Consider the following 25,687-nt stretch of genomic DNA (forward strand, 5'->3'; position numbering starts at 1 on the left):
GGGGATTTGTTGGGCATACGTTCTCCGTTAGAGAACTGTCCCTAATTTCCCGTGTCTCACTTTTGGGGGGCACTCCACTACCTCTCCCCGGTTATTTTCACGGGATGTTAGCGGGGCCGCGATGAAGAGGGGGTTTCGTGGCCTGAGAACTGGCCCCTATGCTTAATGTTGCGTATACGAACTCCTGCAAAGGGGGACCCAATGGGAGCCAATGCGCCGATCGAGAACAATCCGGCCGCTGATCTGCAGTTGATCGTGCCGAATCTGCACAGGCGCTATTCGGGCGTGACCGCGACCAACCGCATGGTCGCACCAAAGCTTGCGACGATGTTCCGCGCCGCCTGGCTCGGCTCGCATGCGCCCGAGGGCATCGCGCGCATGGGCTTCGTCGATCTCCTGAAACTATGGCGCCGCCCTGTGCCGCTGATCTGGCACGCGCGGCGCAATGACGAGATGATTGCAGGCGTTCTGCTGCGCGCGCTCGGCTGGCCGTTGAAGCTGGTGTTCACGTCGGCCGCGCAGCGCCATCACACCTGGCTGACGCGCTGGCTGATCCGGCAGATGGATGCGGTGATCGCGACGAGCGCGTTGTCTGCGTCGTTCCTCAAGCGCGAGGCGACGGTCGTGATGCATGGTGTCGACACCGAACGCTACGCGCCGCCGGCCGACCGCGCGGCGGCGTTCGCCGAGAGCGGCCTGCCCGGGGCTTACGCGATCGGCTGCTTCGGCCGCGTTCGCGCGCAGAAGGGCAGCGACGTCTTTGTCGAGGCGATGTGCCGACTGTTGCCGCGCTATCCGGATTTTTCCGCCGTGCTGGTCGGCGCCGTGGTGCCGGAGCAGCAGGGGTTTGCGAGCGGGCTGAAACAGCGGATCGAGGCGGCGGGGCTGACGTCGCGGATCAGGATCACCGGGGAGGTGCCGATCGAGGAGGTCGAGCGCTGGTACCAGCGATTGACCATCTACGCCTTCACCTCGCGCAACGAGGGCTTTGGATTGACGCTGATCGAGGCGATGTCTTCAGGCGCGGCGCTGGTGGCGGCGCGCGCAGGGGCGGCCGAATTCGTGGTCGAGGATGGCGTCACCGGCGTGCTGGTGCCGCCGGGGGACGTCGATGCGCTCTGTGCCGCGCTCGAGCCGTTGATGCGCGATCCGGCGGCTGCGGCTGCGATGGGGGAGCGGGCGCGAGTGCGCGTGGTGGAGAAATTCAGTCTCGACGCGGAGGCAAGCGGGATCGCCGCGGTCTATCGCGCGCTCGCCTGAGCCAGCACGCGCTCGGCGATATCGGCCACGTCGGAGGCCGGGATATCGCGCATGCAGCGGTGGTCGTTCATGGTGCAGACCGGGCGATGGCAGGGCTGGCACGGCACATGTGTCTTGGTCACCACGGTGGCCGCCAGACCGTTGAGCGGCGCCCAATGGTAGGGGCTGGTGGGGCCGAAAATGCCCATGGTTGGCGTGCCGAGCGCGGCTGCGACATGCATCAAGCCGGAATCGTTGGAGATCGCGACGCTCGCTGCGGCCATCGCCAGGATACCGTTGCGCAGATCGGTGCCGGTCAGGTCGCGGACACCAGCGCCGCCGGCCGCGACGATCTCCGTGGCCAGCGCCTTCTCGCCGGGGCCGCCGACCACCCAGACGTCGAAACCGCGCACCGCGAGCAGCCGTGCGGCCTCGCCGTAATAGGTCCAGCGCTTACCCGAGCCGACCGAGCCGGGCGCCAGCGCGATCGCGGGACCGCGTCCCAGACCGTTGGCTTGCCGCCAGCGCTCGGTTTCCTCGGCGGGAACCCTGAGTTGCGGCACGGGCCATTCGGACGGGAATTTCGCACCCACGGGCAAAGCGAGCGCCGACATCTGGTCGACCATGCGATCCAGCTTCTTCTCACCCCAGCGCATCCGATTGATGAGGCCGAACCGCGCCTCGCCGAAAAAGCCGACCCGCTCCGGGATGCCGGCCAGCGTCGGCGCGATCGCCGATTTCCAGGTGCGGAGCATGACCAGGGCGGTTTGGTAGCCGCGGGCGCGAAATTCCCTTGCCAAGCCGAACTGTTTTGCCACCGCCAGGCGGCCGCGCGGCAAATCCCAGACGATCTTGCCGCGGACATCAGGCATGTAGTCGACCAGCGGCGCGCAGAGCGAGGTCGTGAGCATGTCGACCGGACGATTCGGCCAGCGCTGTTTCAGTACCCGCACCACGGTATGGCCGCGCACGAAATCGCCGATCCACATATAGGGGATGATCAGGATCGGGCGGGTATCGCCGGCGTCCTCGACCTCAATGCCTTCTATTGAATCAATGTTCATATCTTCTGTGCGGGAACCGGGCGCTTTTGCGGCCTCGTCGGTAGCCCCTCTCCCTCCGGAGGTAAAGTGAGATGGAATTCTTCCACCGGGCAAGTTGCCTGCACCACCGGACTGGGGCAAAGCTGGCGCCGCACAAATCAGGGCAGGGATCGGCATGTTGCTGGTGACCGGCGGGGCCGGTTTTATCGGGTCGAATGTCGTGGCCGCGTTGAATGACGCCGGCCGCAGGGACGTTGTCGTGTGCGACGTGCTCGGCCATGACGGCAAGTGGCGCAATCTGGCAAAACGCCAGCTTGCCGATTTCGTGCCGCCCTCGGAGCTTTCGGCGTGGCTGTCGGGCCGGCAGCTCGATGCGGTGATCCATCTCGGCGCGATCTCCGAGACCACGGCGACCGACGGCGATCTCGTGATCGAGACCAATTTCCGCTTCTCGCTCCGGCTGCTCGACTGGTGCACGGCGAATGCGACGCCGTTGATCTATGCGTCCTCGGCTGCGACCTATGGTGACGGCGAAGCAGGATTTCGCGACGAGCAGACGGTCGAAGCGCTGAAGAAGCTGCAGCCGATGAATCTCTACGGCTGGAGCAAGCATCTGTTCGATCTCACCGTGGCCGAGCGCGCCGCGCGCGGCGAGAAGCTGCCGCCGCAATGGGCGGGCCTGAAATTCTTCAACGTGTTCGGGCCGAACGAATATCACAAGGGCACCATGATGAGCGTGCTGGCGCGGCGCTTCGACGACATCAAGGCAGGCCGGGTGGTGCAATTGTTCAAGTCGCATCGCGATGGCATCGTCGATGGCGACCAGCGGCGCGACTTCATCTATGTCGACGATACCGTGCGGGTGATGATGTGGCTGCTCGCCACGCCTTCGGTCAGCGGACTGTTCAATGTCGGAACCGGCACCGCGCGCAGTTTTAAGGACCTGATGCTGTCGGCCTATGCCGCGCTCGAGCGGCCGCCGAACATCGAGTATGTCGATATGCCCGAACAGATCAGGGGCAGCTATCAATATTTCACGCAAGCCGATGTCGATCGCCTGCAGCGCGCGGGCTATAACGGCGGTTTCACGCGGCTCGAGGACGCCGTCGATGCTTACGTGAACGGCTTCCTCGATCGTCCCGACCGCTATCGCTGACGGGCCAAGGAACGGGCCAAGGAAACAGATGTTCGATTTCGAAACCCTGTCGCAGGCGCTTTCCCGTCAGACCGTGCTTTGCATCGGTGACCTGATGCTGGACGAATTCGTCTATGGCGAAGTGTCGCGAATTTCGCCGGAGGCGCCGGCGCCGGTGATCGCGGTCCAGCGCAGCGAGACCAATGTCGGCGGCGCCGGTAATGTCGCGCGCAATATCGCTTCGCTCGGCGGCCGCTGCATTTTTGTCGGCCTCGTCGGCGAGGATGAAACGGGCGCGAGACTGAGGGCGGCGCTAGCGGCGGAGAGGGGCATCGAAAGCCGGCTGGTATGCGACAGCGCGCGACCGACGACGCGGAAGGTACGCTTCGTCTCCGAGCATTTCTCCACCCACATGCTGCGCGCGGACTGGGAGCAGGCGCAGCCGGCGGCAGGCGAGATCGAGCAGCAACTGATCGACACGATCATTCCGGAACTTGCCCGCGCCGACATCGTGCTGCTGTCGGACTATGCCAAGGGCGTGCTGACCGCGCGCGTGATCCGCAACACCATCGACGCTGCGCGCAAGCTTGGCAAGCGCGTGATCGTCGACCCCAAGAGCCTCAATCTCGCGATCTATCGCGGCGCGACGCTGCTGACCCCCAACCGCAAGGAATTCGCCGAGGCGACGCGGAGCCGTGCCGATACGCCCGATGCGATCGCCGAAGCAGCGGAGGATGCGATGCGGCTCGCCGATTGCGAGGCGATGCTGGTGACGCAGGGCGAGCACGGCATGACGCTGGTGGTGCGTGACGGCGAAACCGTGCACGTGCCGGCGTTGCCGGTGAAGGTCCGTGACGTCTCCGGCGCCGGCGACACGGTTGCGGCTGCGCTCGCGCTGTCGCTCGCTGCCAACGCCGATTGGGAGACCGCGTTGCGGGTGGCCAGCGCGGCGGCCGCGGTCGCCGTCGGCAAGACCGGCACCGCGACGGTGACGCCGGCCGAGCTCAGGCGCAAGATCCTGCCGCATGCCTCGCTTGTGGCGGAAGAGAAGATCGTCGCGGCCGGCGGCGATCTTGGCGCCCAGCTCAGCGAATGGCGCCGGCAGGGCCTGCGCGTCGGCTTCACCAATGGCTGCTTCGACATCCTGCATCCCGGCCACGTCAAGGTGTTGACGGCGGCGCGCGGCGCCTGCGACCGGCTGATCGTCGGCCTCAACAGCGACGCCTCCGTCAGGCGGCTGAAAGGGCAGGGACGCCCGGTGCAGGACGAGCGCGCACGTGCCGAAGTGCTGGCGGCGCTGGAGGCGGTCGATCTCGTCGCCATTTTCGAGGAGGACACGCCGATCAACCTGATCACGGCGATCAAGCCGAGCGTCCTGGTCAAGGGCGGCGACTATACCCGCGCGCAGGTGGTCGGCCACGAGATCGTCGAAGCCCATGGCGGCGAGGTGCTGCTGGTCGACATCCTGCCCGGCTTCAGCACGACCTCGCTGGTCGCCCGCGCCCGCGGAGGCAAGGCGTGAGCACGGCGGCGGGCTTTTCTCCCGCAGCCGCCGCGCTGCCGGCCTGGCGCAACCCAGCCGCCTGGACCAAAGCGGCCGACATCGTCGCCGTGCTGCTCGCGCTGTCGCTGCCCTGGTCGACCTCGCTGGTCGGCATCTTCGGCGCAGTGTTCGTGATCGTGGTCGCGCCGACGCTCGATCTGAAGTCTTTCCTGCAATCGCTGAAGCGGCCGATCGTCGCGCTGCCGATCGCACTGTTCCTGCTTGCGGTCGTCGGCATGCTGTGGTCGGACGCGCCCTGGGGCGCGCGCACCTATGCCCTGAGCCCGACGGCCAAGCTCCTGGTGCTGCCGTTCCTACTCTACCATTTCGAGCGCTCGACCCGCGGGATGTGGGTGTTCACCGCGTTCCTGATCTCCTGCACGCTCCTGGTGGTGATGTCCTGGCTGGTGTTCCTGCAGCCCAGCCTGTCGCTGAAACCGCCTATTGACGCCGAGCGCGGCATCTTCGTGAAGAACTATATCGACCAGAGCCAGGAGTTCACGCTGTGTGCGGTGGCGCTGGCCTATCCCATTATCACCCTCCTGCGCGCGAAGAGATTCGCGCTGGCCGGCCTGCTGGTCGCGATCGCCTTGAGCTTTTTCGTCAACATGGCCTTTGTGATCGTCTCGCGGACGGCGCTGGTCACGGTGCCCGTGATGCTTGCGGTGTTCGCCTTCCTGCATCTGAGCTGGCGCAGCATCCTGATCATTGCTGCAGCGGTGGCGGTGCTGGCGGCGGTCGCCTGGCAGACCTCGCCGCAACTGCACTCGACAGCGGAGAGCTTCAGCAAGGACTATCGGGAATACAAGGAGCAGAACCGAGCGACCTCGATCGGGCTCCGGCTCGAATACTGGCGCAAATCGCTGGGCTTCATCGCCGATGCGCCTTTGATCGGCCACGGCACCGGCTCCATCCGCGGGCTGTTCGCGCAGGTCGCGACCGAGGTGTCCGCCGAGGAGCTCAAGGCGACCAGCGACGTGGTCGGCAATCCGCACAACCAGACATTGAATGTCGCCGTGCAATGGGGCATTGTTGGCGTCGTCATCCTCTATGCCATCTGGTTCTGGCATCTAAGACTGTTTCGGGGCGAGGGGCTGGTCAATTGGATCGGGCTCTTGGTGGTCGTGCAGAATGTTTTTACCTCGTTGTTCAACTCGCACATCTTCGATTTCCACGAGGGCTGGATGTACGTACTCGGCGTCGGCGTCGCCGGCGGCATGGTGCTGAAGGCGAAATCGGACGGCGCGGCCGTAAAACCGCTAAGCTCGGTCACGCCATGATCTCTGGCCTGCGCGCTGCATATGGGCTATCAGCAGCCCCGAACGCTGTTGCAAACCTCTTGGTCCTTGGCCCATCCGTCACATGACGCGCTTCTCTCAACTCACGACACGCAACTTCCTGATCGTGATGCATGACGCGGTCGCGACCGCATTCGCGCTCCTGGCCGCATTCTATCTGCGCTTCGAGGGCGATCTGCTCACGGATCGCCTGCCGTTGCTGCTGCGCATCCTGCCCTGGTTTGTCGTCTTCAGCGTGATCATCTGTTACGTCTTCAATCTCACCACCTCGAAATGGCGTTTCATCTCGCTGCCGGACGCCCTCAACATCCTGCGCGCCTCGGCAGTCCTGACGCTGGCACTGGTCGTTCTCGACTACGTCTTCTTCTTCATCGCGCCGAGTTTCCACGGAACCGTGTTTTTCGGCCGCATCACCATCGTCCTCTATTTCTTCCTCCAGGTGTTCTCGCTGGGCGCGCTTCGCTTCGCCTACCGCTATTTTCGCTACTCGCGCACGCGCCACCATGCCCGCACCGATGACGCGGCGCCGACGCTCCTGGTCGGGCGTGCGGCGGATGCCGAGATCGTGCTGCGCGGGATCGAGAACGGCGCCATCAAGCGGATCTGGCCGGTCGGCGTGCTGTCGCCGTCGAATTCCGACCTCGGCCAGCAGATCCGCAACATCCCGGTGCTCGGTGGCGTCGACGATGTCGAAACCGTGATCCGCGAGTTCCAAAGCCGCGAGAAGCCGATCAAGCGGGTGGTGATGACGCCGTCGGCGTTCGAGCCCGACGCGCATCCGGAATCGGTGCTGATGCGGGCAAAGCGGATGGGCCTGATGGTCAGCCGCCTGCCATCGCTCGAGGGCGGCGATGCGCCGCGGCTGACCAATGTCGCGGTCGAAGACCTGCTGCTGCGTCCGACCGCGACGATCGACTATGCCCGCCTGGAAGGGTTGGTGAAAGGCAAGAGCGTCATCGTCACCGGCGGCGGCGGCTCGATCGGCGCCGAAATCTGCGATCGCGTGGCGACGTTCGGTGCCGCCCGCCTGCTGGTCATCGAGCATTCGGAGCCGGCCCTGTATGCGGTCACCGAGGCGCTCGCGGCGCGCGGGGCCGAGGCGGCGGTGGAAGGCCGCATCGCCGACATTCGCGATCGCGAGCGCATCCTGCGGCTGATGCGTGAATTCAAGCCCGACATCGTGTTCCATGCCGCGGCGCTGAAACACGTGCCGATTCTCGAGCGCGACTGGAGCGAGGGCGTCAAGACCAACATCTTCGGATCGGTGAACGTTGCGGACGCCGCACGCGAAGCCGGCGCCAAGGCGATGGTGATGATCTCCACCGACAAGGCAATCGAGCCGGTCTCGATGCTGGGCCTGACCAAGCGCTTTGCCGAAATGTATTGCCAGGCGCTCGATCACGATCTTGCCGCGCAGTTCGGCGACAAGCCGCATATGCGCCTGATCTCGGTCCGGTTCGGCAATGTGCTGGCGTCGAACGGGTCGGTGGTGCCCAAATTCAAGGCGCAGATCGAGGCGGGCGGCCCGGTTACCGTCACGCATCCCGACATGGTGCGTTATTTCATGACCATCCGCGAAGCCTGCGATCTCGTGTTGACTGCGGCCACGCATGCGCTGACGCTGGTGCGACCCGACGTCTCCGTCTACGTTCTCGAAATGGGCCAGCCGGTCAAGATCGTCGAGCTTGCCGAGCGGATGATACGTCTGTCGGGCCTGCAGCCCGGCATCGACGTCGATATCGTCTTCAGTGGGATACGGCCGGGGGAGAGGCTGAACGAGATCCTGTTCGCGAGTGAGGAGCCGACGGTCGAGATCGGGATTGCCGGAATCATGGCAGCCAGGCCGAACGAGCCGCCGATGGCGACCTTGCGCAAATGGCTCGCTGCGCTGGAAGAGGCGATCGCCAGAGACGATCGCACCACGATCCGCGGCGTGCTGAAGGATGCCGTGCCTGAATTCGGATCGAACGCCGCGTGATCCGCCCCTGATCCGCGAGACCACCGATGCAGAAGCCCGGAAAAGTCATCGTCGTCAGTCAGCACTATCCGCCGGACCAGAGCACGACCGCCGCGATCATGGCTGCGATAGCGAACCGCCTTGCGAGGGAGGTGGACGTGCTGGTGCTGTCGGGATGGCCGCGCTCTGCGTCGAAATCGGCAGCCGATCGGCCGGCGGTCGAGGAGATCAAGAACCGGATGCCGGACAAGGCCGCGCTCCTCAAGCGCGCCACCGCCGAGCTGCTGTTCACCGCGCGCACCTTCTTCGCCCTTCTCAGGCGGCTTGAGCCCGGCGACGTCGCGCTGACGGTGACGGCCCCTTTTGTGCTGCCTTACGCCGTCGCCGCCGCGGCCAGATTGAAGCGCGCCCGGTCGATCCTGATCATGCACGATCTGTTTCCGGAGGTGCTCGTCCTGAGCGGCTTGTTGAAGCCGGGCTCGATCGTTACCAGAGCGATGCGCGCCATGAATGGGCTGATGTTCCGCGCGTTGACCACCGTTGTCATCATCGGCCGCGACAGCGAGAAGTTGCTGTTGAGCTATCGCGGCATGACGCGGGACAAGATCGAATTCATTCCGAACTGGACCACCATCGACCCCGCGGTTCGCCCGGTTGCGGCCGACAATGCCTTCCGTCGCGGGCTTGGGGGCCGTTTTATCGTCGGCCTTTCCGGCAATCTCGGCTTCACCCACGATCCTGTGATCGTGTTCGAGGCGGCGCGCCGGCTGAAGGATGATCCCGGCATTCATTTCCTGCTCTCGGGCTGGGGGATGGGCTTCGACGAACTGAGATCGATGCAGTCCGAGGCGAAGCTCGCCAATATCACGCTGGTGGACCGCGTTGCGGATGAAGAGCTGCAGGATTTCCTGTCGGCGGCGGACCTCTGGCTCATTCCTTATCGAAAGGATGTCGCCGGCGTCTCGGTGCCGAGCCGGTTCTACAATCTGCTTGCGGTGGGCCGGCCGGTCATCCTCATATCCGAGCCGGATGCCGAAGCCGCGCTGACGGTAGCGGAGCACGATCTCGGGTGGGTTGTGACGCCGGGCATTCCGGCGCAACTGGCCGAGGCGATTCGCGCAGCATCGCGAACTCCCGATCCGACGCTGCCGGAGCGGGCTGTCGCGGTGGCGAGGAGGTATAGTCCCGAACGTGCCTTGACAGGATATGCAGCCCTCATTCAGAGACTGATTGGATCGGAAGAGCGGTATCGGGAGTTACGGTCGTGACTAAAGACCAGCCCGTGGTGTTGGTGACGGGAGCGAGCGGGTTCGTCGGCCGGCATATGTCGCCGGTGCTGGGGCGCAACGGTTGGGTGGTGCGACGCGCCGTCCGCAGCCCGACAGGCAGCGCCGACGAGGTGACGATCGATTCGATCGGCCCCGTCACCGACTGGCGGGCTGCGCTCGAGGGCGTCGATGCGGTCGTGCATCTGGCGGCGCGCGTGCATCACAGGCGGGAGGAACACACCGTCGAGCTTTATCGCATCGTCAATCTTGAAGGCACGTTGCATCTGGCCCGTTGCGCGGCCGAGGCCGGTGTCCGCCACTTTATCTTCGTCAGCACCGTGCTGGTGCACGGCCGAAGCACTGACGGTCGCGCGCCATTTAGCGAGAACGACGTCCTGACCCCGCGCGGCCTCTATGGAATGTCGAAAGCGGCGGCCGAAGCAGGATTGAGACATTTGGCGCAGGGGAGCCAGATGACGGTCACGATCATTCGGCCGCCATTGATCTACGGGTTCGGCGCCAAAGGTAATCTCGCGTTGCTCGAAAAGGCGATCGGTCTCGGCGTCCCGCTCCCGTTTGCGAACGTGCGCAACCGTCGTGCGTTCGTCTCGGTGGAGAATCTGACATCATTCGTGCTGCATCGGCTTTCTCATCCGGATGGCCAGTTCAACATTTTCCTTGTCGCGGATGACGAGCAGGTGTCGACGCCCGAATTCATCGAGCTCCTCGCCGCCGCAGCAGGCAAACCGGCGCGCCTGTTTTCCATGCCGCGGCCGGTGTTGAGTTCATTGTTCAGCATTACCGGCCGCAACGAGGCCAATGAGAGCCTGTTCGGCTCGCTCGAACTCGACCTGTCCAAGGTCGCGTCCACCGGCTGGCGGCCGCTCATCGGCCTCAATGAGGGCTTGAAGCGCGCCTTGCGCGGTTTCGACCACCTGATCGATTAACCGGCGTTTCTGCGCGAAAATCTATAGAGCTGCCACGCCACCGCGCTCGCGCCTGCGAGCAGCAGAACGAGGCTCGCCGCGGCCGAATCCAATTGGATCGACAACATCGCGAGCAGCGCGAGCGCGACATTGAGCGCGAAGACTTCGCCGACGATGCGCGACACGGAAAATCCGTTGTCCGTCGCGCGTTGGTAAAAGTGCGAGCGGTGCGCCGCCCAGAATGGCTCTCTGTTGATCAGCCGGCGCAGCAGCGTGATCGTGGCATCAGCCAGGTAATAGAGCGGCAGCAGCAACGCCGCGGTGACCTGCTGGTGATAGGCGAGCTGCAGCAGGCACCAGCCGAGCAGGAGTCCGATCGGCAGGCTGCCGACGTCACCGAGGAAGATCTTTGCCACCGGACGATTGAAGGGAGAGAAGCCGAGCAGCGCGCCGCACAGCGCCGCTGCCACCAGCGCGGTCGAAGGCGGAATCTGCGCCCAAAAGCCGAGCAGTGCGACTGCCGCCGTGATCGGCACTGCTTCGGCCGCCGTCATCAGGTCGAGCCCGTCCATGAAGTTGACGAGGTTCACGAACCAGAGGCCCGCGATCAGCAGCAAGCCGCGCTCGATCCAGAACGGGACGGCCGGTACGATCCTGAGATCGCCGGGCGCGGCGAACACGATCACAGCCACCGCCAATCCCTGCAGCAACAGGCGCGGCAGCACGGGCACGGGCTTGATGTCATCGGCAAAGCCGACAGCGGCGATGAACAAGGTCGCACCGAAGACCGCGATGGGGATTTGCAGCGTGTCGTTGCCGCTCAATGCGACGAGCGTGCCCGCCGCAACCAGCGTCGCCGCGATCACGGCGATCCCCGCGCCCTGCGGCGTCGGGATCCGATGGGATGAGCGCGCATTCGGCTTGGCGAGCGCCACGCGCAACAGCATCGGCCGCAGCAGCCAAATGAGGAGCGCCGACAATAACGCAGCAAGCGCCGCGGCGACGAGCGAAAGCGCGATATCAGCGTTGGTCATTCGATTGGCGAGAGCGATTGCTCGGGGACCGCGATCGGCTTGTCCCCTTGTGCTTTCTTTTCCGCGCTGAGAATCCACACCAGCCCGCCAAATGCGCCGACGATGAAGGACACGGCGCCGAACAGCAGCGAAACGTTGACGCCCTCGTTGGCCGCCAGCCCGGCGTAGCCGAAGGCGAGACCCATGCTCGCCTCGCGCACGCCCCAGCCTGCAATCGAAATCGGCAGCATGGTGATCAACATCACCGGCGGCACCAGTTGAAATATCTGGCTGAACAGTAGCGGTGCGGAAATGGACTGCGCCACGCACCAGACGATGACGACGGCCAGGACGTGGACGAGCAGAGAGAGCACCGCGACCTTCGGCCCGCGATCCCGGCTGAACAGCACCTTGTTTGCGATGACGGCGCAGGCGTGGATGTGGTGCGTTCCCCACCAGCGCTTCAGCCACGGCCACTTCAATGCGCCGAGCAGCAGAAAGCCGCCGCCGGCCGCAAGCGCCGCGAAATCGATCACGAGCAGCGCCGACCGTCCCTGAGGATCGTTGATCAACCGATAGCTCCACGGCAGGCTCGCAACGATCAGCACGGCGAGCGCGATCAGGCCGATGGCTCGGTCGACGAAGATCGAATAGGTCGCCGCGCGCCAGCCGGCGCCGGAGCGCGCGACCAGCCACAGCCGCACCGCATCGCCGCCGATCGACGATGGCAAGGTCTGATTGAAGAAGGTCCCGATCACGTTGAAGCGCATCGCCTGCCGGGTTTCGAGCGGCGCGCCGCATTCGGCGCTGATCTCGCGCCATCGCAATACGCCGAGGAAGATCTGCAGGAAGGTCACCGCGATCGCGAGAGCGATCCAGCCCAGGCTTTCGACGCGGATGCGCGCAGCGAGGTCATACAGGTTGACCTTGCGGAGCGAGAGGTAAAGCAACGCAGCCGAGATCAATATCTTGATGGTCGAAAGCAGTATCCGGCGCATCTCGTCAGCGCTTGCCAGGTTCGAGAAAGACGTCAAAAACGGCGCAAATCGGCGCCGTGCGCCGAATTCGGTGGCCTTGGTATGGGTTTAGGACCGATCTTGCAATAGCCGTTCGATCGCTCTTGCGGCATCCTCTAACCGGCGGGTAAAGAGGGCCTGAACGGGGGACTGCCGGGTTGCCCGGGTATTTGGCTTGCATGCTCATAAAGGTTTACGCTGCCCACAAAAATTCATCTGAAGGGACTAGCCGGTGTGGTAGCGCTTGCGGGTGGAAAACCCGCCCGCCAAGGGCTGTCATCTACTGCTGGTCGCGTCCGTGCCCCCAGGCATTTCGCCGGTGTCGACAATGTGAAGGGGATAGGGACATCGGTTCCGGAGGAACGATGAGGACGTTAACTATCGTCGGGCAACGCGATCACTACAGAATTCGAGGTTAGGATGGACCGAATTATTCCACTGATCATGTGCGGCGGAGCAGGCACGAGGCTGTGGCCGGCGTCGCGCGAGGTCCATCCGAAGCAGTTCCTGCCGTTGTTCGGGACGCGCTCGACCTTCCAGGAGTCGCTGCTCAGGGTGTCGGATCCGGCGCTGTTCGAGCGGCCGATCGTGATCACCAACAACGCCTATCGGTTCATGGTGCTGGAGCAACTGGCCGGCATCGGGCGCGAGGCGGACGTGCTGCTGGAGCCGGCGCGGCGCGACTCGGGGCCGGCGATCGCGGCCGGCGCCGCCTTTGCGCAAGCGCGCGACAGGGACGCGACCGTGCTGGCGCTCGCCGCCGATCACGTGGTTGAAGACACCGAGGCCTTCGTCGCCGCCTGTCGCGAGGGGCTGATTGCCGCGAAAGCAGGCCGCATCGTCACCTTTGGCGTCAATCCCGAGCGCCCGGCCACCGAATACGGCTATATCAGCCCCGGCGATGGCATTTCGGGGCAGGTGCGCGCGGTCGCAAAATTCGTCGAGAAGCCGGATGCGGCAACCGCGGCCGACTACATCACGTCGGGCTATCTCTGGAACAGCGGCAACTTCATGTTCCGCGCCGACGTCCTGCTCGACGAGTACCGCAATTTCGATGCCGCGAGCGTGCAGGCGGTGACCGAGGCGATGACGAAGACCGAGCGCGATCTCGGCTTCGTCAAGCTCGATGCGGATGCGTTCGGATCGGCGAAAGCGATCTCGATCGATTATGCGGTGATGGAAAAGACCGCGCGCGCGGCGGTGGTGCCGGTGTCCTGCGGCTGGTCGGATGTCGGCTCCTGGCACGCGGTGTGGGAATTGTCTGAGAAAGACGGGCAAGGCAATGCCGCGCGCGGCGCTGCGGTCTTCGAGGACTCCCGCAACAGCAACGTCTGGACCGACCGCGCGCTGGTCGCGCTCGAGGGCGTCGACGACCTCGTGGTGGTCGCGACGCAGGACGCCATCCTGGTGTCGCGGCAGAAGGACGCCAACGGCCTGAAGCGCCTGGTGGCGAAACTGAAGACGGTGGCGCCGGAGGTCACCGAGAACCACATCAAGGTGCATCGGCCCTGGGGCTCGTACCAGTCAGTCGACAATGGCGAACGCCACCAGGTCAAGCGCATCATCGTCAAGCCGGGCGAGCGGCTGTCGCTGCAGAAGCACCATCACCGTTCCGAGCACTGGATCGTGGTCCGTGGCGCCGCGCGCGTCACCGTCAACGAAACGGTGAAGATCGTGCACGAGAACGAGTCGATCTACATCCCGATCGGCGCGGTCCACCGGCTGGAGAACCCCGGCAAGATCCTGCTGGAATTGATCGAAGTGCAGACCGGCAGCTATCTCGGCGAGGACGACATCATCCGTATCGAGGACGATTATCAGCGCACCTGATGGTTGCGCCGTGCATCGATTTCGTCCCAGATGGACCGCGAGACCGTGTAATCTTTTGAATCAAAACGTGTCCGGATTTGCGCGTTGGCATTCGCCACATTTGTGACGGCATGCTATAGCGTGTGCGTGACGATGCTTCGGGGAAAGAAAGCACGTCAGGACAAGGGGATAGGGCTGCGGCCTGATTCGGTGAATCAGGCTGGTCCGGGGAAGAACGCGCAACCGATGGGCGCCACCAAAAGTCTGTTGGGGTAACCACATGAGTTCCAAAGGGTCGGGGTTGGCCGCAAAAGCCGGGATCAGGCGTGCCTTGCGCGTCGGGGTGATCGGTGCGGGGGTCATGGGCAGCAACCATGCACGCGTGCTGGCGGGATTGCCCGAGGTCACGCTGGTCGGGATCGTCGATCCCCTGGCTGAACATCGCGCACGCGCCGTTGCGCTGGTCGGCTGCCGGGCGTTTGCGACGCTCGATGAACTGCTCGCTGAAGGCGTCGATGCCGTGACGATCGCGGCGCCGACCCATCTGCATCACGAGATCGCGCTCACCTGTATCGCGCAGAACGTCCATATCCTGGTCGAGAAGCCCGTCGCCTCCACGGTCGAGGAGGGCAACGACATCGTCACCGCCGCGCGGGAGGCCGGCGTGACGCTGATGGTCGGCCACGTTGAGCGCTTCAACCCGGCGGTGGCCGCGATCAAGCAGGCGATATCGGGCGAAGACATCCTCTCGATCGGCATCACCCGCGTCGGTCCGTTTCCTCCGCGCATGTCCAATGTCGGCGTCGTCATCGATCTGGCCGTGCACGACATCGATCTGATCCGCTGGTTCACCGAGTCTGAAATCGTCGACGTGCAGCCGCAGCTTTCCAGCGCCGTGGCCGAGCGCGAGGACATCGCGCTGTTGCAATTCCGTACCGCCTCGGGCGTGCTCGCGCATATCAACACCAACTGGCTGACGCCGTTCAAGGCGCGCAGCGTCACGGTCGCAACGCGCGGCAAATATGTGATGGGCGATCTCCTGACCCGGCAGGTCACCGAGTGCTTCGGCTTCAAGCCCGACGGCAGCTATTCGATGCGGCATTTGCCGGTTGGCCACGACGAACCGTTGCGCGCCGAATTGATTGCGTTCCTCGACGCGGTGAGGAGCGGCAAGGAGCCGGCGGTATCCGGCAACGAGGGCGTCGCGAGCCTCGAGATCGCGATCAAATGTCTGGAAGCGCCGGCCACGCCCGCCGCGACCATCGCTCGCAAGGCCCCGCGCCGCGTCGCCGGCTGACAGTCTTACTCACGCGTCCCGCAAGGTCCCATGAACCAGCATATGCGCCCAGAACCCATTCCCTTCATCGACCTTGCCGCGCAGCGCCGCCGGCTTGGCACCTCCGTCGATGAGGCGGTCTCCCGCGTGCTCTCCCATTGCCAGTTCATCGGCGGGCCGGAAGTGTCGGCGCTGGAGGCCGAACTCGCAAAATTCTCGGGCGCAAAATATGTGGTGGCCTGCGCCAGCGGCACCGACGCGCTCCTGATGGTGCTGATGGCCAAGAAGGTCGGCCCGGGCGATGCGGTGCTGTGCCCGTCCTTCACGTTCTGCGCGACCGGCGAATCGGTGGCGCTGACCGGCGCGACGCCGGTTTTCGTCGACGTCGATGAGGCGACGTTCAACATGGATGCCGCCTCGCTGAAGCGTGGGATTGCGACCGCGAAGGCGCGCGGCCTCAAGCCTGTCGGCGTGATTCCAGTCGACCTGTTCGGGCAGAGTGCCGATCACGATGCGATTGGCGAGGTCGCCAAGGCCGAGGGCCTGTTCGTGCTCGATGACGCGGCCCAGGGCTTTGGCGCCACCTACAAGGGGCGGCGGATCGGCACCTTCGGCCTGGCGACGGCGACCAGCTTCTTCCCGGCAAAGCCGCTCGGCTGCTTCGGCGACGGCGGCGCGATCTTCACAGACGACGACGAGCTTGCGCAGACGCTGCGCAGCATTCGCGTGCACGGCCAGGGCTCCGACAAATACGACAATGTGCGCCTGGGCCTGACCGGGCGGCTCGACACCATGCAGGCAGCCGTGCTGCTCGAGAAGCTCAAGATATTCGAGGACGAGATCGCAGCGCGTAATGAGGTTGCGGAGCGCTATGCGCGCGGGCTCGGCAATGTCGTGACCGTGCCGCGTCTCGCCGCCGGCTGCAGCTCGATCTGGGCGTGCTACACCATCCGCCTGCCCGAGGGCACCGACCGTGACGGCTTTGCCGCGGCGCTGAAGGCGCAGGGCGTTCCGACCGCGATCTATTATACGAAATCGATGCATCAGCAGACCGCCTACCGCGACTTCCCGGTGGCGGAGGGCGGCCTGCCGGTCAGCGAACGGCTTTCGAACGACGTCGTCAGCCTGCCGATTCACGCCTATCTCGACGAGGCGACGCAGGGGCGAATCATCGAGGCTGTGCGCGGCGCGCTTTCGTCCTGATTTCGCCGTTTTGCGGCGCCGGTGCTTGGGCTAGAACCGGCGCATGCTTGGACGCATCTTCACGGTCGGCGGCTACACCCTGCTTTCGCGGCTGACGGGCCTCGCGCGCGACATCATGCTCGCCGCGATCCTCGGCGCGGGACCGATTGCCGACGCCTTCCTGGTGGCCTGGCGCCTGCCGAACAATTTTCGCGCGATCTTCGCCGAGGGCGCGTTCAACACCGCGTTCGTCCCGGCTTACGCCCATGTCCACGGCAAGGGCGGCGATACGTCCGCGCGCCTGTTCGCCGACCGCATCTTTACGCTTCTGTTCCTGTCGCAACTGATCCTGCTGGCGCTGGCCTGGGCCTTCATGCCGCAGGCGCTGCGCGTCCTGGCGCCCGGCTTCACCGATGACGCCGAGCAGCGACAGCTTGCGATCGAGCTGACGCGCATCACCTTTCCGTATCTGCTGCTGATCACGATGGTGACGCTCTATGGCGGCATGCTCAACGTGATGCAGCGCTTTGCCAGCGCCGCCGGGGCGTCTATCCTCCTCAATCTGTCGATGATGGCGACGCTGGCGCTGGCGGCCTTCTTCCCGAGTGCGGGTCACGCTGCAGCCTGGGGCGTGCTGATCTCCGGCTTCCTGCAATATTTCCTGCTCGCGGGCGATCTGGCGAGGCACGGCACGCTGCCGCGCTTTGCCATGCCGCGGCTGGATGAGGACGTCCGCGCCTTTTTCCGCGCGATCGGGCCGGCGACGCTGGGCTCGATGGGCACGCAGGTCGCCGTGTTCGCCGACACCATCATCGCGACGTTCCTCGCGGCCGGCGCGCTGTCGGCGCTCTATTACGCCGAGCGGCTTTATCAACTGCCGATCGGCGTGATCGGGATTGCCGTCGGCACCGTGCTGTTGCCGGAAATGTCGCGGCGGATCACCGCACAGGATGTTGCGGGGGCTGCGGGTGCGCAGCGCCGCGCGTTTGATTTCACCTTGCTTGCCACCGTGCCCTTTGTCGCGGCTTTCCTCACCGTGCCCGATATCATCGTGCGCGCGGCGTTTGCGCGCGGCGCCTTCACCAAAGCCGACGCGGCGGCGGCCGCCGCGACATTGGCGGCCTATTCGATCGGCCTGATCCCGTTCGTGATGATCCGCAGTGCGGTTGCGACGTTCTATGCACGCAAGGATACGGCAACGCCGGTGAAGGCGTCGCTGACCGGGTTGGGGGCCAATCTGCTGCTGAAGATCGGCCTGATGGCCCCGCTCGCCCAGATCGGGCTTGCGCTCGCCACCGCCGTAGGTGCCTGGATCAACCTGTTGCTGGTGCTCGGCTTTGCGGTGCGCGCCGGCTATCTTGAGCTCGATCGCCTGATGATGCTGACCTTTGCGAAATTCGCCGTCTCCGGCCTCGTGCTCGCGGGGGCGCTTTGGTGGACCGAGCGATTCGCGGCCGTCTATTTCGCGCAGATGCATGTGCTGCGCGATGAAACCATCCTTGCGCTCCTGATTGCAGTCGGCGCCTTCGTCTATGGCTTTTCCATCCTGGTGCTGTTCGGGCGCGGATGGCTCTTCGCCCTGCGGCGCGGATAGTTTTCAAGTCAAATCAGCTTTTTGTTGCGGTGCTTCCAAGCTCCGCAATTCGCGGTTTGCGCTTCTTTCCCAACCGCGCCAATATGGCGGGAAACACGCCAAGATGGCGTGGACAACAACGACAATTGGAGTGACGATGGCAGCCCCCATCAAATTCGGCGTCGGCCAGAGTGTACGCCGCAAGGAAGACGACGCGCTCATTCGCGGCATGGGCCGCTACACCGACGACGTCGCGCCGCAGCCGGCGTTGCATTCGCTGGTGCTGCGCTCGCCGCATGCGCATGCGAAGTTCACCATCGATGTCACCAAGGCGCGCGGCCTGCCGGGCGTCAGCCTGATCCTGACTGCGGCCGAGGTCGCCGATCTCGGCGATCTGCCGTGCCTGTTCAACCTGGAGACCGACCCGTTCGCCGGTCCGCCCTATCCGATCCTGGCCAAGGACGAGGTGCGTCATGTCGGCGATGCCGTCGCCTTCGTCGTCGCCGAGACGATCGATCAGGCGCGCGATGCGATCGAGGCGATCGACGTGCAGTGGACGCCGCTGCCGGCCGTGATCGGCGTCGTCAATGCCGTGAAGCCGGGCGCACCGCAGGTCTGGCCCGACAAGCCGGGTAACGTGCTGTTCGACGTCTCGATCGGCGACAAGAAGGCGACTGAGGAAGCCTTTGCCAAGGCGCATGCGGTCGCGGAAATCTCGATCGTCAATCCGCGCATCGTCACCAACTTCATGGAGACGCGTGCGGCGGTCGCCGAGTATGACGCCAAGAAGGATCATCTGACGCTGACGATCGGCAGCCAGGGCAGCCATCGCCTGCGCGACATCCTCTGCCAGAACATCCTGAAGATCCCGGTCGAGAACATGCGGGTGATCTGCCCCGATGTCGGCGGCGGCTTCGGCACCAAGCTGTTTCCCTACCGCGAATATGCGCTGATCGCGGTCGCCGCGCGGCAGTTGAAGAAGACCGTCAAATGGACGGCTGACCGTGCCGACCACTTCATGGGCGACTCGCAGGGGCGCGACAACGTCACGACCGCGCGAATGGCGCTGGCCGAGGACGGCAAGTTCCTAGGCATGGACGTCGACCTGATGGGCGACATGGGCGGCTATCTCTCGACCTTCGGCCCGTATATTCCGCATGGCGGCGCCGGCATGCTGCCGGGCCTCTATGACATCCAGGCCTTCCATTGCCGCGTCCGCACCGTGTTCACCAACACCGTGCCGGTCGATGCCTATCGCGGCGCCGGACGGCCGGAGGCGGCTTACGTCGTCGAACGCCTGGTTGATGCGACCGCGCGAAAACTCGACATGACGCCGGATGCGATCCGCCGCAAGAACTTCATTCCGCCGAAGGCGCTGCCCTACAAGACCGCGACCGGGAAGGTCTATGACTCCGGCGACTTCGCCGCGCATATGAAGCGCGCGATGGAGATCGCGGAGTGGAAGGAATTTCCCAAGCGCGCCAAGGCGGCGAAGAAGAACGGTCTGGTGCGCGGCATCGGGCTTGCAACCTATGTCGAGATCTGCGGCACAATGGGCGAGGAGACCGCGAATGTCGCGCTCGACCCCAATGGTGACGTCTCGATCCTGATCGGCACGCAATCGAGCGGGCAGGGCCACCAGACCGCCTATGCGCAGCTCGTTGCCGAACAGTTCGGCCTGCCGCCCGAGCGCGTCCACATCCTGCAGGGCGACACCGACAAGATCGCAACGGGTCTTGGCACCGGCGGCTCGGCTTCGATCCCGTCGGGCGGCGTCAGCGTGCAGCGCGCCACCGCCGCGCTCGGCGACAGACTGAAGGAGATCGCGGCGCAGGCGTTGGAAGCAAGCGCCGGCGACCTCGAGATATCAGACGGTGTGATCCGCATCGCCGGCACCGACCGCTCGATCAGCTTTGCCGATCTCGCCAAGCGTCCCGGCGTCGATCCGTCGAAGCTGAACGCCAGCGCGACCTTCGCCAGTGCCGACGGCACCTATCCGAACGGAACGCATCTGGCCGAAGTCGAGATCGATCCGGCGACCGGCATCATCAAGATCGTGAACTACGTCATCGTCGATGACTTCGGCGTGACACTGAACCCGCTGCTGCTCGCGGGTCAGGTTCACGGCGGCGCGATGCAGGGTATCGGGCAGGCGCTGATGGAGCAGGCGGTCTATAGCGCAACCGACGGCCAACTCGTCACCGGCACCTTCATGGACTATGCGGTGCCGCGCGCCTCCGACGGTCCGTCCTTCGTGTTCGAGACCCACAACGTGCCCTGTGCGACCAATCCGCTTGGCGTCAAGGGCGCGGGCGAAGCCGGCGCGATCGGCTCGTGTCCGGCAATCGTCAACGCGATCGTCGAAGGCCTGTGGCGCGAATACAAGATCGACCACATCGATATGCCCGCCACCCCCGAGCGGGTCTGGATCGCGATCCGCGAGGCGCAGCGACGCCATAATCTCTGATGACGATCTCGTAGCGCGGGAATAAATCCCCGCGCACGGGTTCTACTGGAGAAGCGGCGGTAGGGGCACGTCCGGCAAAAGCTTCACGAAAAGGAGAATTCGCCGATGAAGCGGATGGTTATGGTGGTGTGCGGCGTGCTGCTCGGTGCAAGCGCTGTCATGGCTCAGCAGGAGATCGCCGTTCAGCAGGATAACCTGATGCGGTCGCAGGCGAAGAGCATGTACACCGTGATCGGGAAAATGGTGAAGGGCGATATCCCGTACGACCAGAAGGCGGTCGATACGGCGCTCTCCGATCTCGAAACGAACGTCGCGAAGATCGCGACCGTCTTTGCCACCAACCCAAAGGAAGACGTGAAGGATGCCCACTACACGTCGTCGCCCAAGATCTGGCAGAACAAGGCCGATTTTGATTCCAAGATCCCGCCGGTCACGAAGGCGATCGCCGACTTCAAGGGCAAGGTCAAGAATCTCGATCAGTTGAAGGTGGCCTACACCGCCATCAACGATCGCTGCGGCGGGTGTCACGACACCTATCGTGTCAAATTGAAGTGACGGGAGGTTTCACCTCTCCCGCTTGCGGGAGAGGTCGGCGCGTAAGCGCCGGGTGAGGGCTCTCTCCACACGAAGAGTCTTTATCGCGGAGATACCCTCACCCCAGCCCTCTCCCGCAGGCGGGAGAGGGGGCGCAGCTTCATCGTGGTCACCGCCGATCTACCTCATTAGGTACAAAACGAAAAAGGCGGATGCCGCAGCATCCGCCTTCAGGAATGAACGCTTGTGGCTCGCCTATTTCACGACCTGGCCGCGGATTTCGCCGCCCGGATTGGCTGCGGTGTGGACGTTCACGTAGTACTTGCCGGCGAGGAAATCGGCGGCCTGCGTGTCCGTCAGCGTGGCGCTGCCTTCGGCGGGGCTCGAGGCGATATTCGGGATCGGGACCGCGACACCGCCGTTCTTGCCGGCTTCGGCTGGACCGTGGAAATGCGCCGCGGTGGCGGGACCGGTGAGGCCGGAATAGGTCACCTTCCAGCTCAGCTTCTTGGTCGCCGGATCGTAATCGACATCTGCGGTGCCGGTTCCGCTGCTGCTGTTCGGCGGCACTTCCGATTTGCCGTCTAACGTCACCTTGTACTTGTCGGCGAGAGCAGGACCGGCAAATACGATGGCGGCTCCGAGCGCGAGCGTGGCAAGCATGGTCTTGTTCGGCATGGTTTTCTCCCTGTTGGCCTCGGATGAGTGTCGACCTCAAAACAATAGCTTATCCGCTTTATTCCAAAATCGCCCGCGAGCGCGGAAAATTTCGAGCAAGCGCATGGCCGAAACTGTCGCCATATTAGCCGCTCGATCGATGCAGCGCGAAGCGGTGTCCCGCTTCGGTCGAGAACGCTCCAATGACGGGTCGGACCATGTTGCGACGAATATATCCCGCGGTCATCCTTGCCGGCATTGTCGCCGTCGGCGTTTATTGGTGGCTGACCATACCTTCGACGATCGCGGCCAGCGCGTTGCCGGCCTACGAGCCTGACATCAACAACGGCTCTACCATCTTCAACGCGGGCGGATGCTCGTCCTGCCACGCCGTGCCCGACCAGCCCGATCGCACCCGGCTCGGCGGCGGGCTCGCGATTCCTTCTCCGTTCGGCACCTTCTATGCGCCGAACATCTCGCCCGATCCCAATGACGGCATCGGCCGATGGAGCGAGGCCGATTTCGTCACCGCGGTCATGAAGGGCACCTCGCCGGAGGGCACCCACTTTTTCCCGGCGTTTCCCTACACGTCCTACCAGCATACGAAGATCGAGGACGTCCGCGACCTCTTCGCCTTCATCAAGACGCTGCCGCCGGTCGCCGGCACGGTGCGCGATCACGACGTGCCGTTTCCCTTCAACATCCGCCGCAACATCGGCGTCTGGAAAGTCCTGTTCATGGATGGCAAGCCGTTCACGCCGGATCCGACACGCTCCGCGCAATGGAATCGCGGGGCCTATCTCGTGAACAGTTTTGGCCATTGCGCGGAGTGCCACAGCCCGCGCAATGTCCTGGGCGGCATCATCCGCGCGCAGCGTTTTGGCGGCGGACCGAATCCGGAGGGCGAGGGCTGGGTGCCGAACATCACGCAAAAGAATCTCGGAGACTGGAGCGTGAAGGATTTCGCCTATTTCCTGAAGACCGGCGAATTGCCTGAGGGCGACAGCGCCAGCGGATTGATGGCGCGCGTGATCAAGAACACATCGCAATTGTCCGACGACGACCGCGCGGCGATGGCGGATTATCTCAAATCGCTGCCACCGGTCGAGGGGCCCACGCCGCCGCCGAAGCGGAGCGGGAGCAAGACCTAGGGCGTGTACTCGTAAGTGCTTGATGAACGGCACATCCGAACGGCGAAGAGAGAACCGTCTGGAGCCGGCGCAGCATCTTTTGAGTTTGTTCCCCGATCCGATCACAAAGCTTTGAGTCCCCGGTCCTCGTGCAAATCCGAAATGCCTGCGCTTCAATAAGCGCTATCGTTATAAACGTTCGGAGATAGCGGTGTGAAGCGAACTGAGCCCGTGGTTCAGTTCCGTTGGGCCGCGTAAGGGACCAGAGACAATGCCGTCACACGAGCGCGCGAAGATAAATCTCCCTTCAGCTATCTTGGTGTTGGCCATGGCTACGGCGGCCGCTCCCCATGGCGCCGCCGCCGCCGCAGAATGCCAAAATCAGGATAGCGGCATCACCCTGTCGCCCGGATTTTGCGCTACGGTCTTTGCCGACAATCTCGGCCATGTGCGCCATCTTGCGGTCAGCAGCGACAATGTTGTCTATGCCAACAGTTGGAGCGGTCGTTACTACCATAACGACACTCCGCCGGCCGGCGGATTTCTGCTCGCGCTCAAGGACACGACTGGCAGCGGGAGGGCAGACGTCATTCGGCGCTTTGGCCCGGACAAGTCCACGGGCGCCGCCGGCGGTACCGGCATCGCGCTCTACAATGGTGCGCTCTATGCCGAACTGAACGACAAGATCGTCCGCTATGCGCGCGCGCCGGACGAAATCGCGCCGGCCAGCCAGCCGCAGACGGTGGTGGCCGGCATGCCGCTGACCGGCGACCACCCGATGCACCCGTTCGTCATTGACGCGACGGGCAACCTGTTCGTCGATTTGGGATCCGCGACCAATGCCTGCCAGGCCGACAACCGCATGCCGCTGTCGCCCGGTCTCAATCCCTGCACCGAGTTGTAGACGCGCGCCGGCACCTGGCGCTACGACGCCAACAAGACCGATCAGACCTTCTCAGCGGCTGAGCGGTCCGCCACCGGCATACGCAATGGCGAGGGATTCGCGTTCGACAGGCCGGGCGGCTCTATGTCACCCAGCACGGTCGCGATCAGCTATCGCAGAATTGGCCCAAGCTCTACACGGTCGAGCAGGGTGTCGAGTTGCCGGCCGAGGAGCTCCTCGAGCTGAAGAAGGGTGGCGATTACGGATGGCCGGAATGCTACTACGACCAAGATCAGAAAAAGCTCGTCCTGGCGCCGGAATATGGCGGCGACGGCGGCAAGGCGGTCGGGGCCTGCGCCGCTAAGCTAGCGCCGGTCGCCGCCTTTCCCGGCCATTGGGCGCCCAACGCCATGCTGATCTATACCGGCACGCAGTTCCCTGAGCCCTATCGTGACGGCGGCTTCATCGCATTCCACGGTTCGTGGAATCGCGCGCCGCGGGAGCAGGCGGGCTACAATGTCGTTTTTCAGCCGATGGCCGACGGCAAGGCGGCGGGCAACTATGTGGTGTTCGCGGACGGCTTCGCAGGCGCGCACAAGGATCCCGGTCGCGCCGCCTTTCGGCCGAGCGGCCTCGCGATGGGGCCGGACGGGGCTCTCTATATCGGCGATGACGTGCATGGCCGCATCTGGCGAGTGACTTTTAGCGGCGATGCGGCAACCGCGCGGCTGGCTGCCGCACCGGCAATCGCCCCGGCGCCGGGTTCGAGTGGCGCGGCCGTGCCGCCGGAAGGGACGCATGCCGACGCTGGGCGCGCCACGGCGGATCTGTCGGTGCCGCCCGGCGCCACCAAGGATCAGGTTGCGCTCGGCGACCGCATCTTCCACGGCGAGGCCAGCAACGGCACCTGCAGCGGATGTCACGGGTCCGATGCCCGAGGGACGTCAGTCGGTCCAGACCTGACTTCCGGCAACTGGGTGTGGAGCGACGGCAGCCTCGCGGCGATCACCAAGACGGTGACCGGCGGCATACCGCACCCGCGCAACTATACGGGCGTCATGCCGCCGAAGGGAGGTGCTGAGCTGTCGGACGCCGACACTGCCGCAGTGGCCGCCTATGTCTGGGCAGTCGGCCACGTCAATTAATCTAGGTGGTCCCGAACGCCTTGAAGGTGATGATGGTGTGGGTGTCCTGGATGCCCGGGATGACCTGGACCTTCTCGTTGACGAAATGGCCGATGTCGGTGTCTTTGTCGACGTAGAACTTCACCAGGAGATCGTAATCGCCCGCGGTGGAGTAGATCTCGGAGGCGATCTCGGCCTCCGCCAGCGCATTGGCGACGGCATAGGACTGGCCGAGCTTGCACTTGATCTGGATGAAGAAGGGAACCATCGCTGTCATCTCCGGGGCAGGGTAGCCGGTGCATAGAGCCAAATTCGGGGTGCGATGGCAAGCCAGCTTGCCGGCCTTGGTCCTTGGCGCTAAAGCGAACTGATTTTAACTAGTACGGATTGACGGCGGCACTTCCCTCTCCCCGTTCTTACGGGGAGAGGGTTGGGGTGAGGGGCTCTCTCCACGAACACGGTGGCAGATACCCTCGTGGAGGCTCCCCCTCACCCGAAATTCAAGCTGCGCTTGAATTTCGACCTCTCCCCGCAAGCGGTAGGGCTATCGCATATGGGCGAGGGCGCGGAGAAGGAAGTCGTTGTTCCATCTGGCCTGGAGCATTTTGTGGCTG

At 64.4% G+C, this 25,687-nt stretch carries 21 protein-coding genes; 16 read left to right on the forward strand and 5 right to left on the reverse strand.

Annotation, left to right across the window (positions count from 1 at the left end; genetic code table 11):
• Nucleotides 1-201: 201 nt before the first annotated feature.
• Nucleotides 202-1,260, forward strand: a complete 1,059-nt coding sequence (locus AAFX91_RS20735) for a glycosyltransferase family 4 protein (protein WP_394567692.1) — start codon at nt 202-204, stop codon at nt 1,258-1,260.
• Here the strand turns inward: AAFX91_RS20735 and waaF are convergent.
• Nucleotides 1,242-2,303 carry a lipopolysaccharide heptosyltransferase II gene (waaF, locus tag AAFX91_RS20740; RefSeq protein WP_394567693.1) on the reverse strand — a complete coding sequence of 354 codons (1,062 nt, stop codon included), beginning with the start codon at nt 2,301-2,303 and terminating at the stop codon, nt 1,242-1,244. The genes AAFX91_RS20735 and waaF overlap by 19 nt on opposite strands.
• A 154-nt stretch (nt 2,304-2,457) precedes the next feature.
• Between waaF and rfaD the strand changes: the two genes are divergently transcribed.
• The 6 genes from rfaD (at nt 2,458) to AAFX91_RS20770 (ending at nt 10,430) form a co-directional block, all read left to right on the forward strand.
• Nucleotides 2,458-3,438, forward strand: coding sequence for an ADP-glyceromanno-heptose 6-epimerase (rfaD, locus tag AAFX91_RS20745; protein WP_394567694.1), 981 nt, complete (start codon nt 2,458-2,460; stop codon nt 3,436-3,438).
• Between the two features lie 28 nt (nt 3,439-3,466).
• Nucleotides 3,467-4,939 carry a D-glycero-beta-D-manno-heptose-7-phosphate kinase gene (rfaE1, locus tag AAFX91_RS20750; RefSeq protein ID WP_394567696.1) on the forward strand — a complete coding sequence of 491 codons (1,473 nt, stop codon included), beginning with the start codon at nt 3,467-3,469 and terminating at the stop codon, nt 4,937-4,939.
• Nucleotides 4,936-6,240, forward strand: coding sequence for an O-antigen ligase family protein (locus tag AAFX91_RS20755; RefSeq protein ID WP_394567697.1), 1,305 nt, complete (start codon nt 4,936-4,938; stop codon nt 6,238-6,240). The genes rfaE1 and AAFX91_RS20755 overlap by 4 nt, the downstream gene beginning before the upstream one ends.
• Nucleotides 6,241-6,322: 82 nt before the next feature.
• Nucleotides 6,323-8,236, forward strand: coding sequence for a polysaccharide biosynthesis protein (locus AAFX91_RS20760; protein ID WP_394567698.1), 1,914 nt, complete (start codon nt 6,323-6,325; stop codon nt 8,234-8,236).
• A gap of 26 nt (nt 8,237-8,262) precedes the next feature.
• Entirely contained in the window at nt 8,263-9,483 is a 1,221-nt protein-coding gene (locus AAFX91_RS20765; RefSeq protein WP_394567699.1) for a glycosyltransferase family 4 protein, read from the forward strand.
• The gene (locus AAFX91_RS20770; protein WP_130582527.1) at nt 9,480-10,430 is read left to right on the forward strand and encodes an NAD-dependent epimerase/dehydratase family protein; all 951 of its coding nucleotides are present in this window, start codon (nt 9,480-9,482) and stop codon (nt 10,428-10,430) included. Before AAFX91_RS20765 ends, AAFX91_RS20770 begins: the two co-directional genes overlap by 4 nt.
• Here the strand turns inward: AAFX91_RS20770 and AAFX91_RS20775 are convergent.
• Together AAFX91_RS20775 and AAFX91_RS20780 are read right to left on the reverse strand one after the other, a co-directional pair.
• Nucleotides 10,427-11,443, reverse strand: a complete 1,017-nt coding sequence (locus AAFX91_RS20775; RefSeq protein ID WP_394567700.1) for a glycosyltransferase family 4 protein — start codon at nt 11,441-11,443, stop codon at nt 10,427-10,429. The genes AAFX91_RS20770 and AAFX91_RS20775 overlap by 4 nt on opposite strands.
• Nucleotides 11,440-12,420, reverse strand: a complete 981-nt coding sequence (locus AAFX91_RS20780; protein WP_394567701.1) for a lysylphosphatidylglycerol synthase transmembrane domain-containing protein — start codon at nt 12,418-12,420, stop codon at nt 11,440-11,442. The genes AAFX91_RS20775 and AAFX91_RS20780 overlap by 4 nt, the downstream gene beginning before the upstream one ends.
• 438 nt (nt 12,421-12,858) lie before the next feature.
• Here AAFX91_RS20780 and AAFX91_RS20785 point away from each other — a divergent pair, with 438 nt between their 5' ends.
• From AAFX91_RS20785 to AAFX91_RS20810, 6 genes are all read left to right on the forward strand, one after another.
• Nucleotides 12,859-14,268 carry a mannose-1-phosphate guanylyltransferase/mannose-6-phosphate isomerase gene (locus AAFX91_RS20785; RefSeq protein WP_394567702.1) on the forward strand — a complete coding sequence of 470 codons (1,410 nt, stop codon included), beginning with the start codon at nt 12,859-12,861 and terminating at the stop codon, nt 14,266-14,268.
• Nucleotides 14,269-14,527: 259 nt separating this feature from the next.
• Nucleotides 14,528-15,544, forward strand: a complete 1,017-nt coding sequence (locus tag AAFX91_RS20790) for a Gfo/Idh/MocA family protein (RefSeq protein ID WP_282527754.1) — start codon at nt 14,528-14,530, stop codon at nt 15,542-15,544.
• 30 nt (nt 15,545-15,574) lie between these two features.
• Nucleotides 15,575-16,726, forward strand: a complete 1,152-nt coding sequence (locus AAFX91_RS20795; protein ID WP_394567703.1) for a DegT/DnrJ/EryC1/StrS family aminotransferase — start codon at nt 15,575-15,577, stop codon at nt 16,724-16,726.
• Nucleotides 16,727-16,769: 43 nt separating this feature from the next.
• On the forward strand, nt 16,770-18,299 hold the full coding sequence (gene murJ / locus AAFX91_RS20800; RefSeq protein WP_130583332.1) for a murein biosynthesis integral membrane protein MurJ: 1,530 nt from the start codon (nt 16,770-16,772) through the stop codon (nt 18,297-18,299).
• Between the two features lie 136 nt (nt 18,300-18,435).
• On the forward strand, nt 18,436-20,745 hold the full coding sequence (locus AAFX91_RS20805) for a xanthine dehydrogenase family protein molybdopterin-binding subunit (protein ID WP_394567704.1): 2,310 nt from the start codon (nt 18,436-18,438) through the stop codon (nt 20,743-20,745).
• A 105-nt stretch (nt 20,746-20,850) separates the two neighbouring features.
• Complete coding sequence (locus AAFX91_RS20810; protein WP_130583334.1) at nt 20,851-21,300, forward strand: cytochrome c; 450 nt, start codon at nt 20,851-20,853, stop codon at nt 21,298-21,300.
• A gap of 234 nt (nt 21,301-21,534) precedes the next feature.
• Here the strand turns inward: AAFX91_RS20810 and AAFX91_RS20815 are convergent, their stop codons facing one another.
• Nucleotides 21,535-21,957 carry a CHRD domain-containing protein gene (locus AAFX91_RS20815; protein WP_130584057.1) on the reverse strand — a complete coding sequence of 141 codons (423 nt, stop codon included), beginning with the start codon at nt 21,955-21,957 and terminating at the stop codon, nt 21,535-21,537.
• Between the two features lie 197 nt (nt 21,958-22,154).
• Here AAFX91_RS20815 and AAFX91_RS20820 point away from each other — a divergent pair, with 197 nt between their 5' ends.
• From AAFX91_RS20820 to AAFX91_RS20830, 3 genes are all read left to right on the forward strand, one after another.
• Nucleotides 22,155-23,087 (forward strand): cytochrome c, encoded by a 933-nt coding sequence (locus AAFX91_RS20820; protein WP_394567705.1) that lies wholly within the window; start codon nt 22,155-22,157, stop codon nt 23,085-23,087.
• A gap of 307 nt (nt 23,088-23,394) precedes the next feature.
• Nucleotides 23,395-23,970, forward strand: a complete 576-nt coding sequence (locus tag AAFX91_RS20825; protein WP_349644939.1) for a hypothetical protein — start codon at nt 23,395-23,397, stop codon at nt 23,968-23,970.
• Nucleotides 23,971-24,167: 197 nt separating this feature from the next.
• The gene (locus AAFX91_RS20830) at nt 24,168-25,094 is read left to right on the forward strand and encodes a c-type cytochrome (protein WP_394567706.1); all 927 of its coding nucleotides are present in this window, start codon (nt 24,168-24,170) and stop codon (nt 25,092-25,094) included.
• 1 nt (nt 25,095) lies between these two features.
• On the opposite strand, the gene AAFX91_RS20835 is transcribed toward AAFX91_RS20830, so the two are convergent.
• Nucleotides 25,096-25,341 carry an Lrp/AsnC ligand binding domain-containing protein gene (locus AAFX91_RS20835; RefSeq protein ID WP_027579940.1) on the reverse strand — a complete coding sequence of 82 codons (246 nt, stop codon included), beginning with the start codon at nt 25,339-25,341 and terminating at the stop codon, nt 25,096-25,098.
• Nucleotides 25,342-25,687: the final 346 nt, after the last annotated feature.

Origin of the sequence: Bradyrhizobium sp. 31Argb (assembly GCF_043638955.1) — a bacterium.
Lineage (GTDB): Bacteria > Pseudomonadota > Alphaproteobacteria > Rhizobiales > Xanthobacteraceae > Bradyrhizobium.

What these genes read in the sequence shown, in the direction of transcription:
- AAFX91_RS20735 (WP_394567692.1), top strand. Translation starts at nt 202, where the DNA reads ATGGGAGCCAATGCGCCGATCGAGAACAATCCGGCCGCTGATCTGCAG.
- waaF (WP_394567693.1), bottom strand. Translation starts at nt 2,303, where the DNA reads ATGAACATTGATTCAATAGAAGGCATTGAGGTCGAGGACGCCGGCGAT.
- rfaD (WP_394567694.1), top strand. Translation starts at nt 2,458, where the DNA reads ATGTTGCTGGTGACCGGCGGGGCCGGTTTTATCGGGTCGAATGTCGTG.
- rfaE1 (WP_394567696.1), top strand. Translation starts at nt 3,467, where the DNA reads ATGTTCGATTTCGAAACCCTGTCGCAGGCGCTTTCCCGTCAGACCGTG.
- AAFX91_RS20760 (WP_394567698.1), top strand. Translation starts at nt 6,323, where the DNA reads ATGACGCGCTTCTCTCAACTCACGACACGCAACTTCCTGATCGTGATG.
- AAFX91_RS20765 (WP_394567699.1), top strand. Translation starts at nt 8,263, where the DNA reads ATGCAGAAGCCCGGAAAAGTCATCGTCGTCAGTCAGCACTATCCGCCG.
- AAFX91_RS20775 (WP_394567700.1), bottom strand. Translation starts at nt 11,443, where the DNA reads ATGACCAACGCTGATATCGCGCTTTCGCTCGTCGCCGCGGCGCTTGCT.
- AAFX91_RS20780 (WP_394567701.1), bottom strand. Translation starts at nt 12,420, where the DNA reads ATGCGCCGGATACTGCTTTCGACCATCAAGATATTGATCTCGGCTGCG.
- AAFX91_RS20785 (WP_394567702.1), top strand. Translation starts at nt 12,859, where the DNA reads ATGGACCGAATTATTCCACTGATCATGTGCGGCGGAGCAGGCACGAGG.
- AAFX91_RS20790 (WP_282527754.1), top strand. Translation starts at nt 14,528, where the DNA reads ATGAGTTCCAAAGGGTCGGGGTTGGCCGCAAAAGCCGGGATCAGGCGT.
- AAFX91_RS20795 (WP_394567703.1), top strand. Translation starts at nt 15,575, where the DNA reads ATGAACCAGCATATGCGCCCAGAACCCATTCCCTTCATCGACCTTGCC.
- murJ (WP_130583332.1), top strand. Translation starts at nt 16,770, where the DNA reads ATGCTTGGACGCATCTTCACGGTCGGCGGCTACACCCTGCTTTCGCGG.
- AAFX91_RS20805 (WP_394567704.1), top strand. Translation starts at nt 18,436, where the DNA reads ATGGCAGCCCCCATCAAATTCGGCGTCGGCCAGAGTGTACGCCGCAAG.
- AAFX91_RS20810 (WP_130583334.1), top strand. Translation starts at nt 20,851, where the DNA reads ATGAAGCGGATGGTTATGGTGGTGTGCGGCGTGCTGCTCGGTGCAAGC.
- AAFX91_RS20815 (WP_130584057.1), bottom strand. Translation starts at nt 21,957, where the DNA reads ATGCCGAACAAGACCATGCTTGCCACGCTCGCGCTCGGAGCCGCCATC.
- AAFX91_RS20820 (WP_394567705.1), top strand. Translation starts at nt 22,155, where the DNA reads ATGTTGCGACGAATATATCCCGCGGTCATCCTTGCCGGCATTGTCGCC.
- AAFX91_RS20825 (WP_349644939.1), top strand. Translation starts at nt 23,395, where the DNA reads ATGGCTACGGCGGCCGCTCCCCATGGCGCCGCCGCCGCCGCAGAATGC.
- AAFX91_RS20835 (WP_027579940.1), bottom strand. Translation starts at nt 25,341, where the DNA reads ATGGTTCCCTTCTTCATCCAGATCAAGTGCAAGCTCGGCCAGTCCTAT.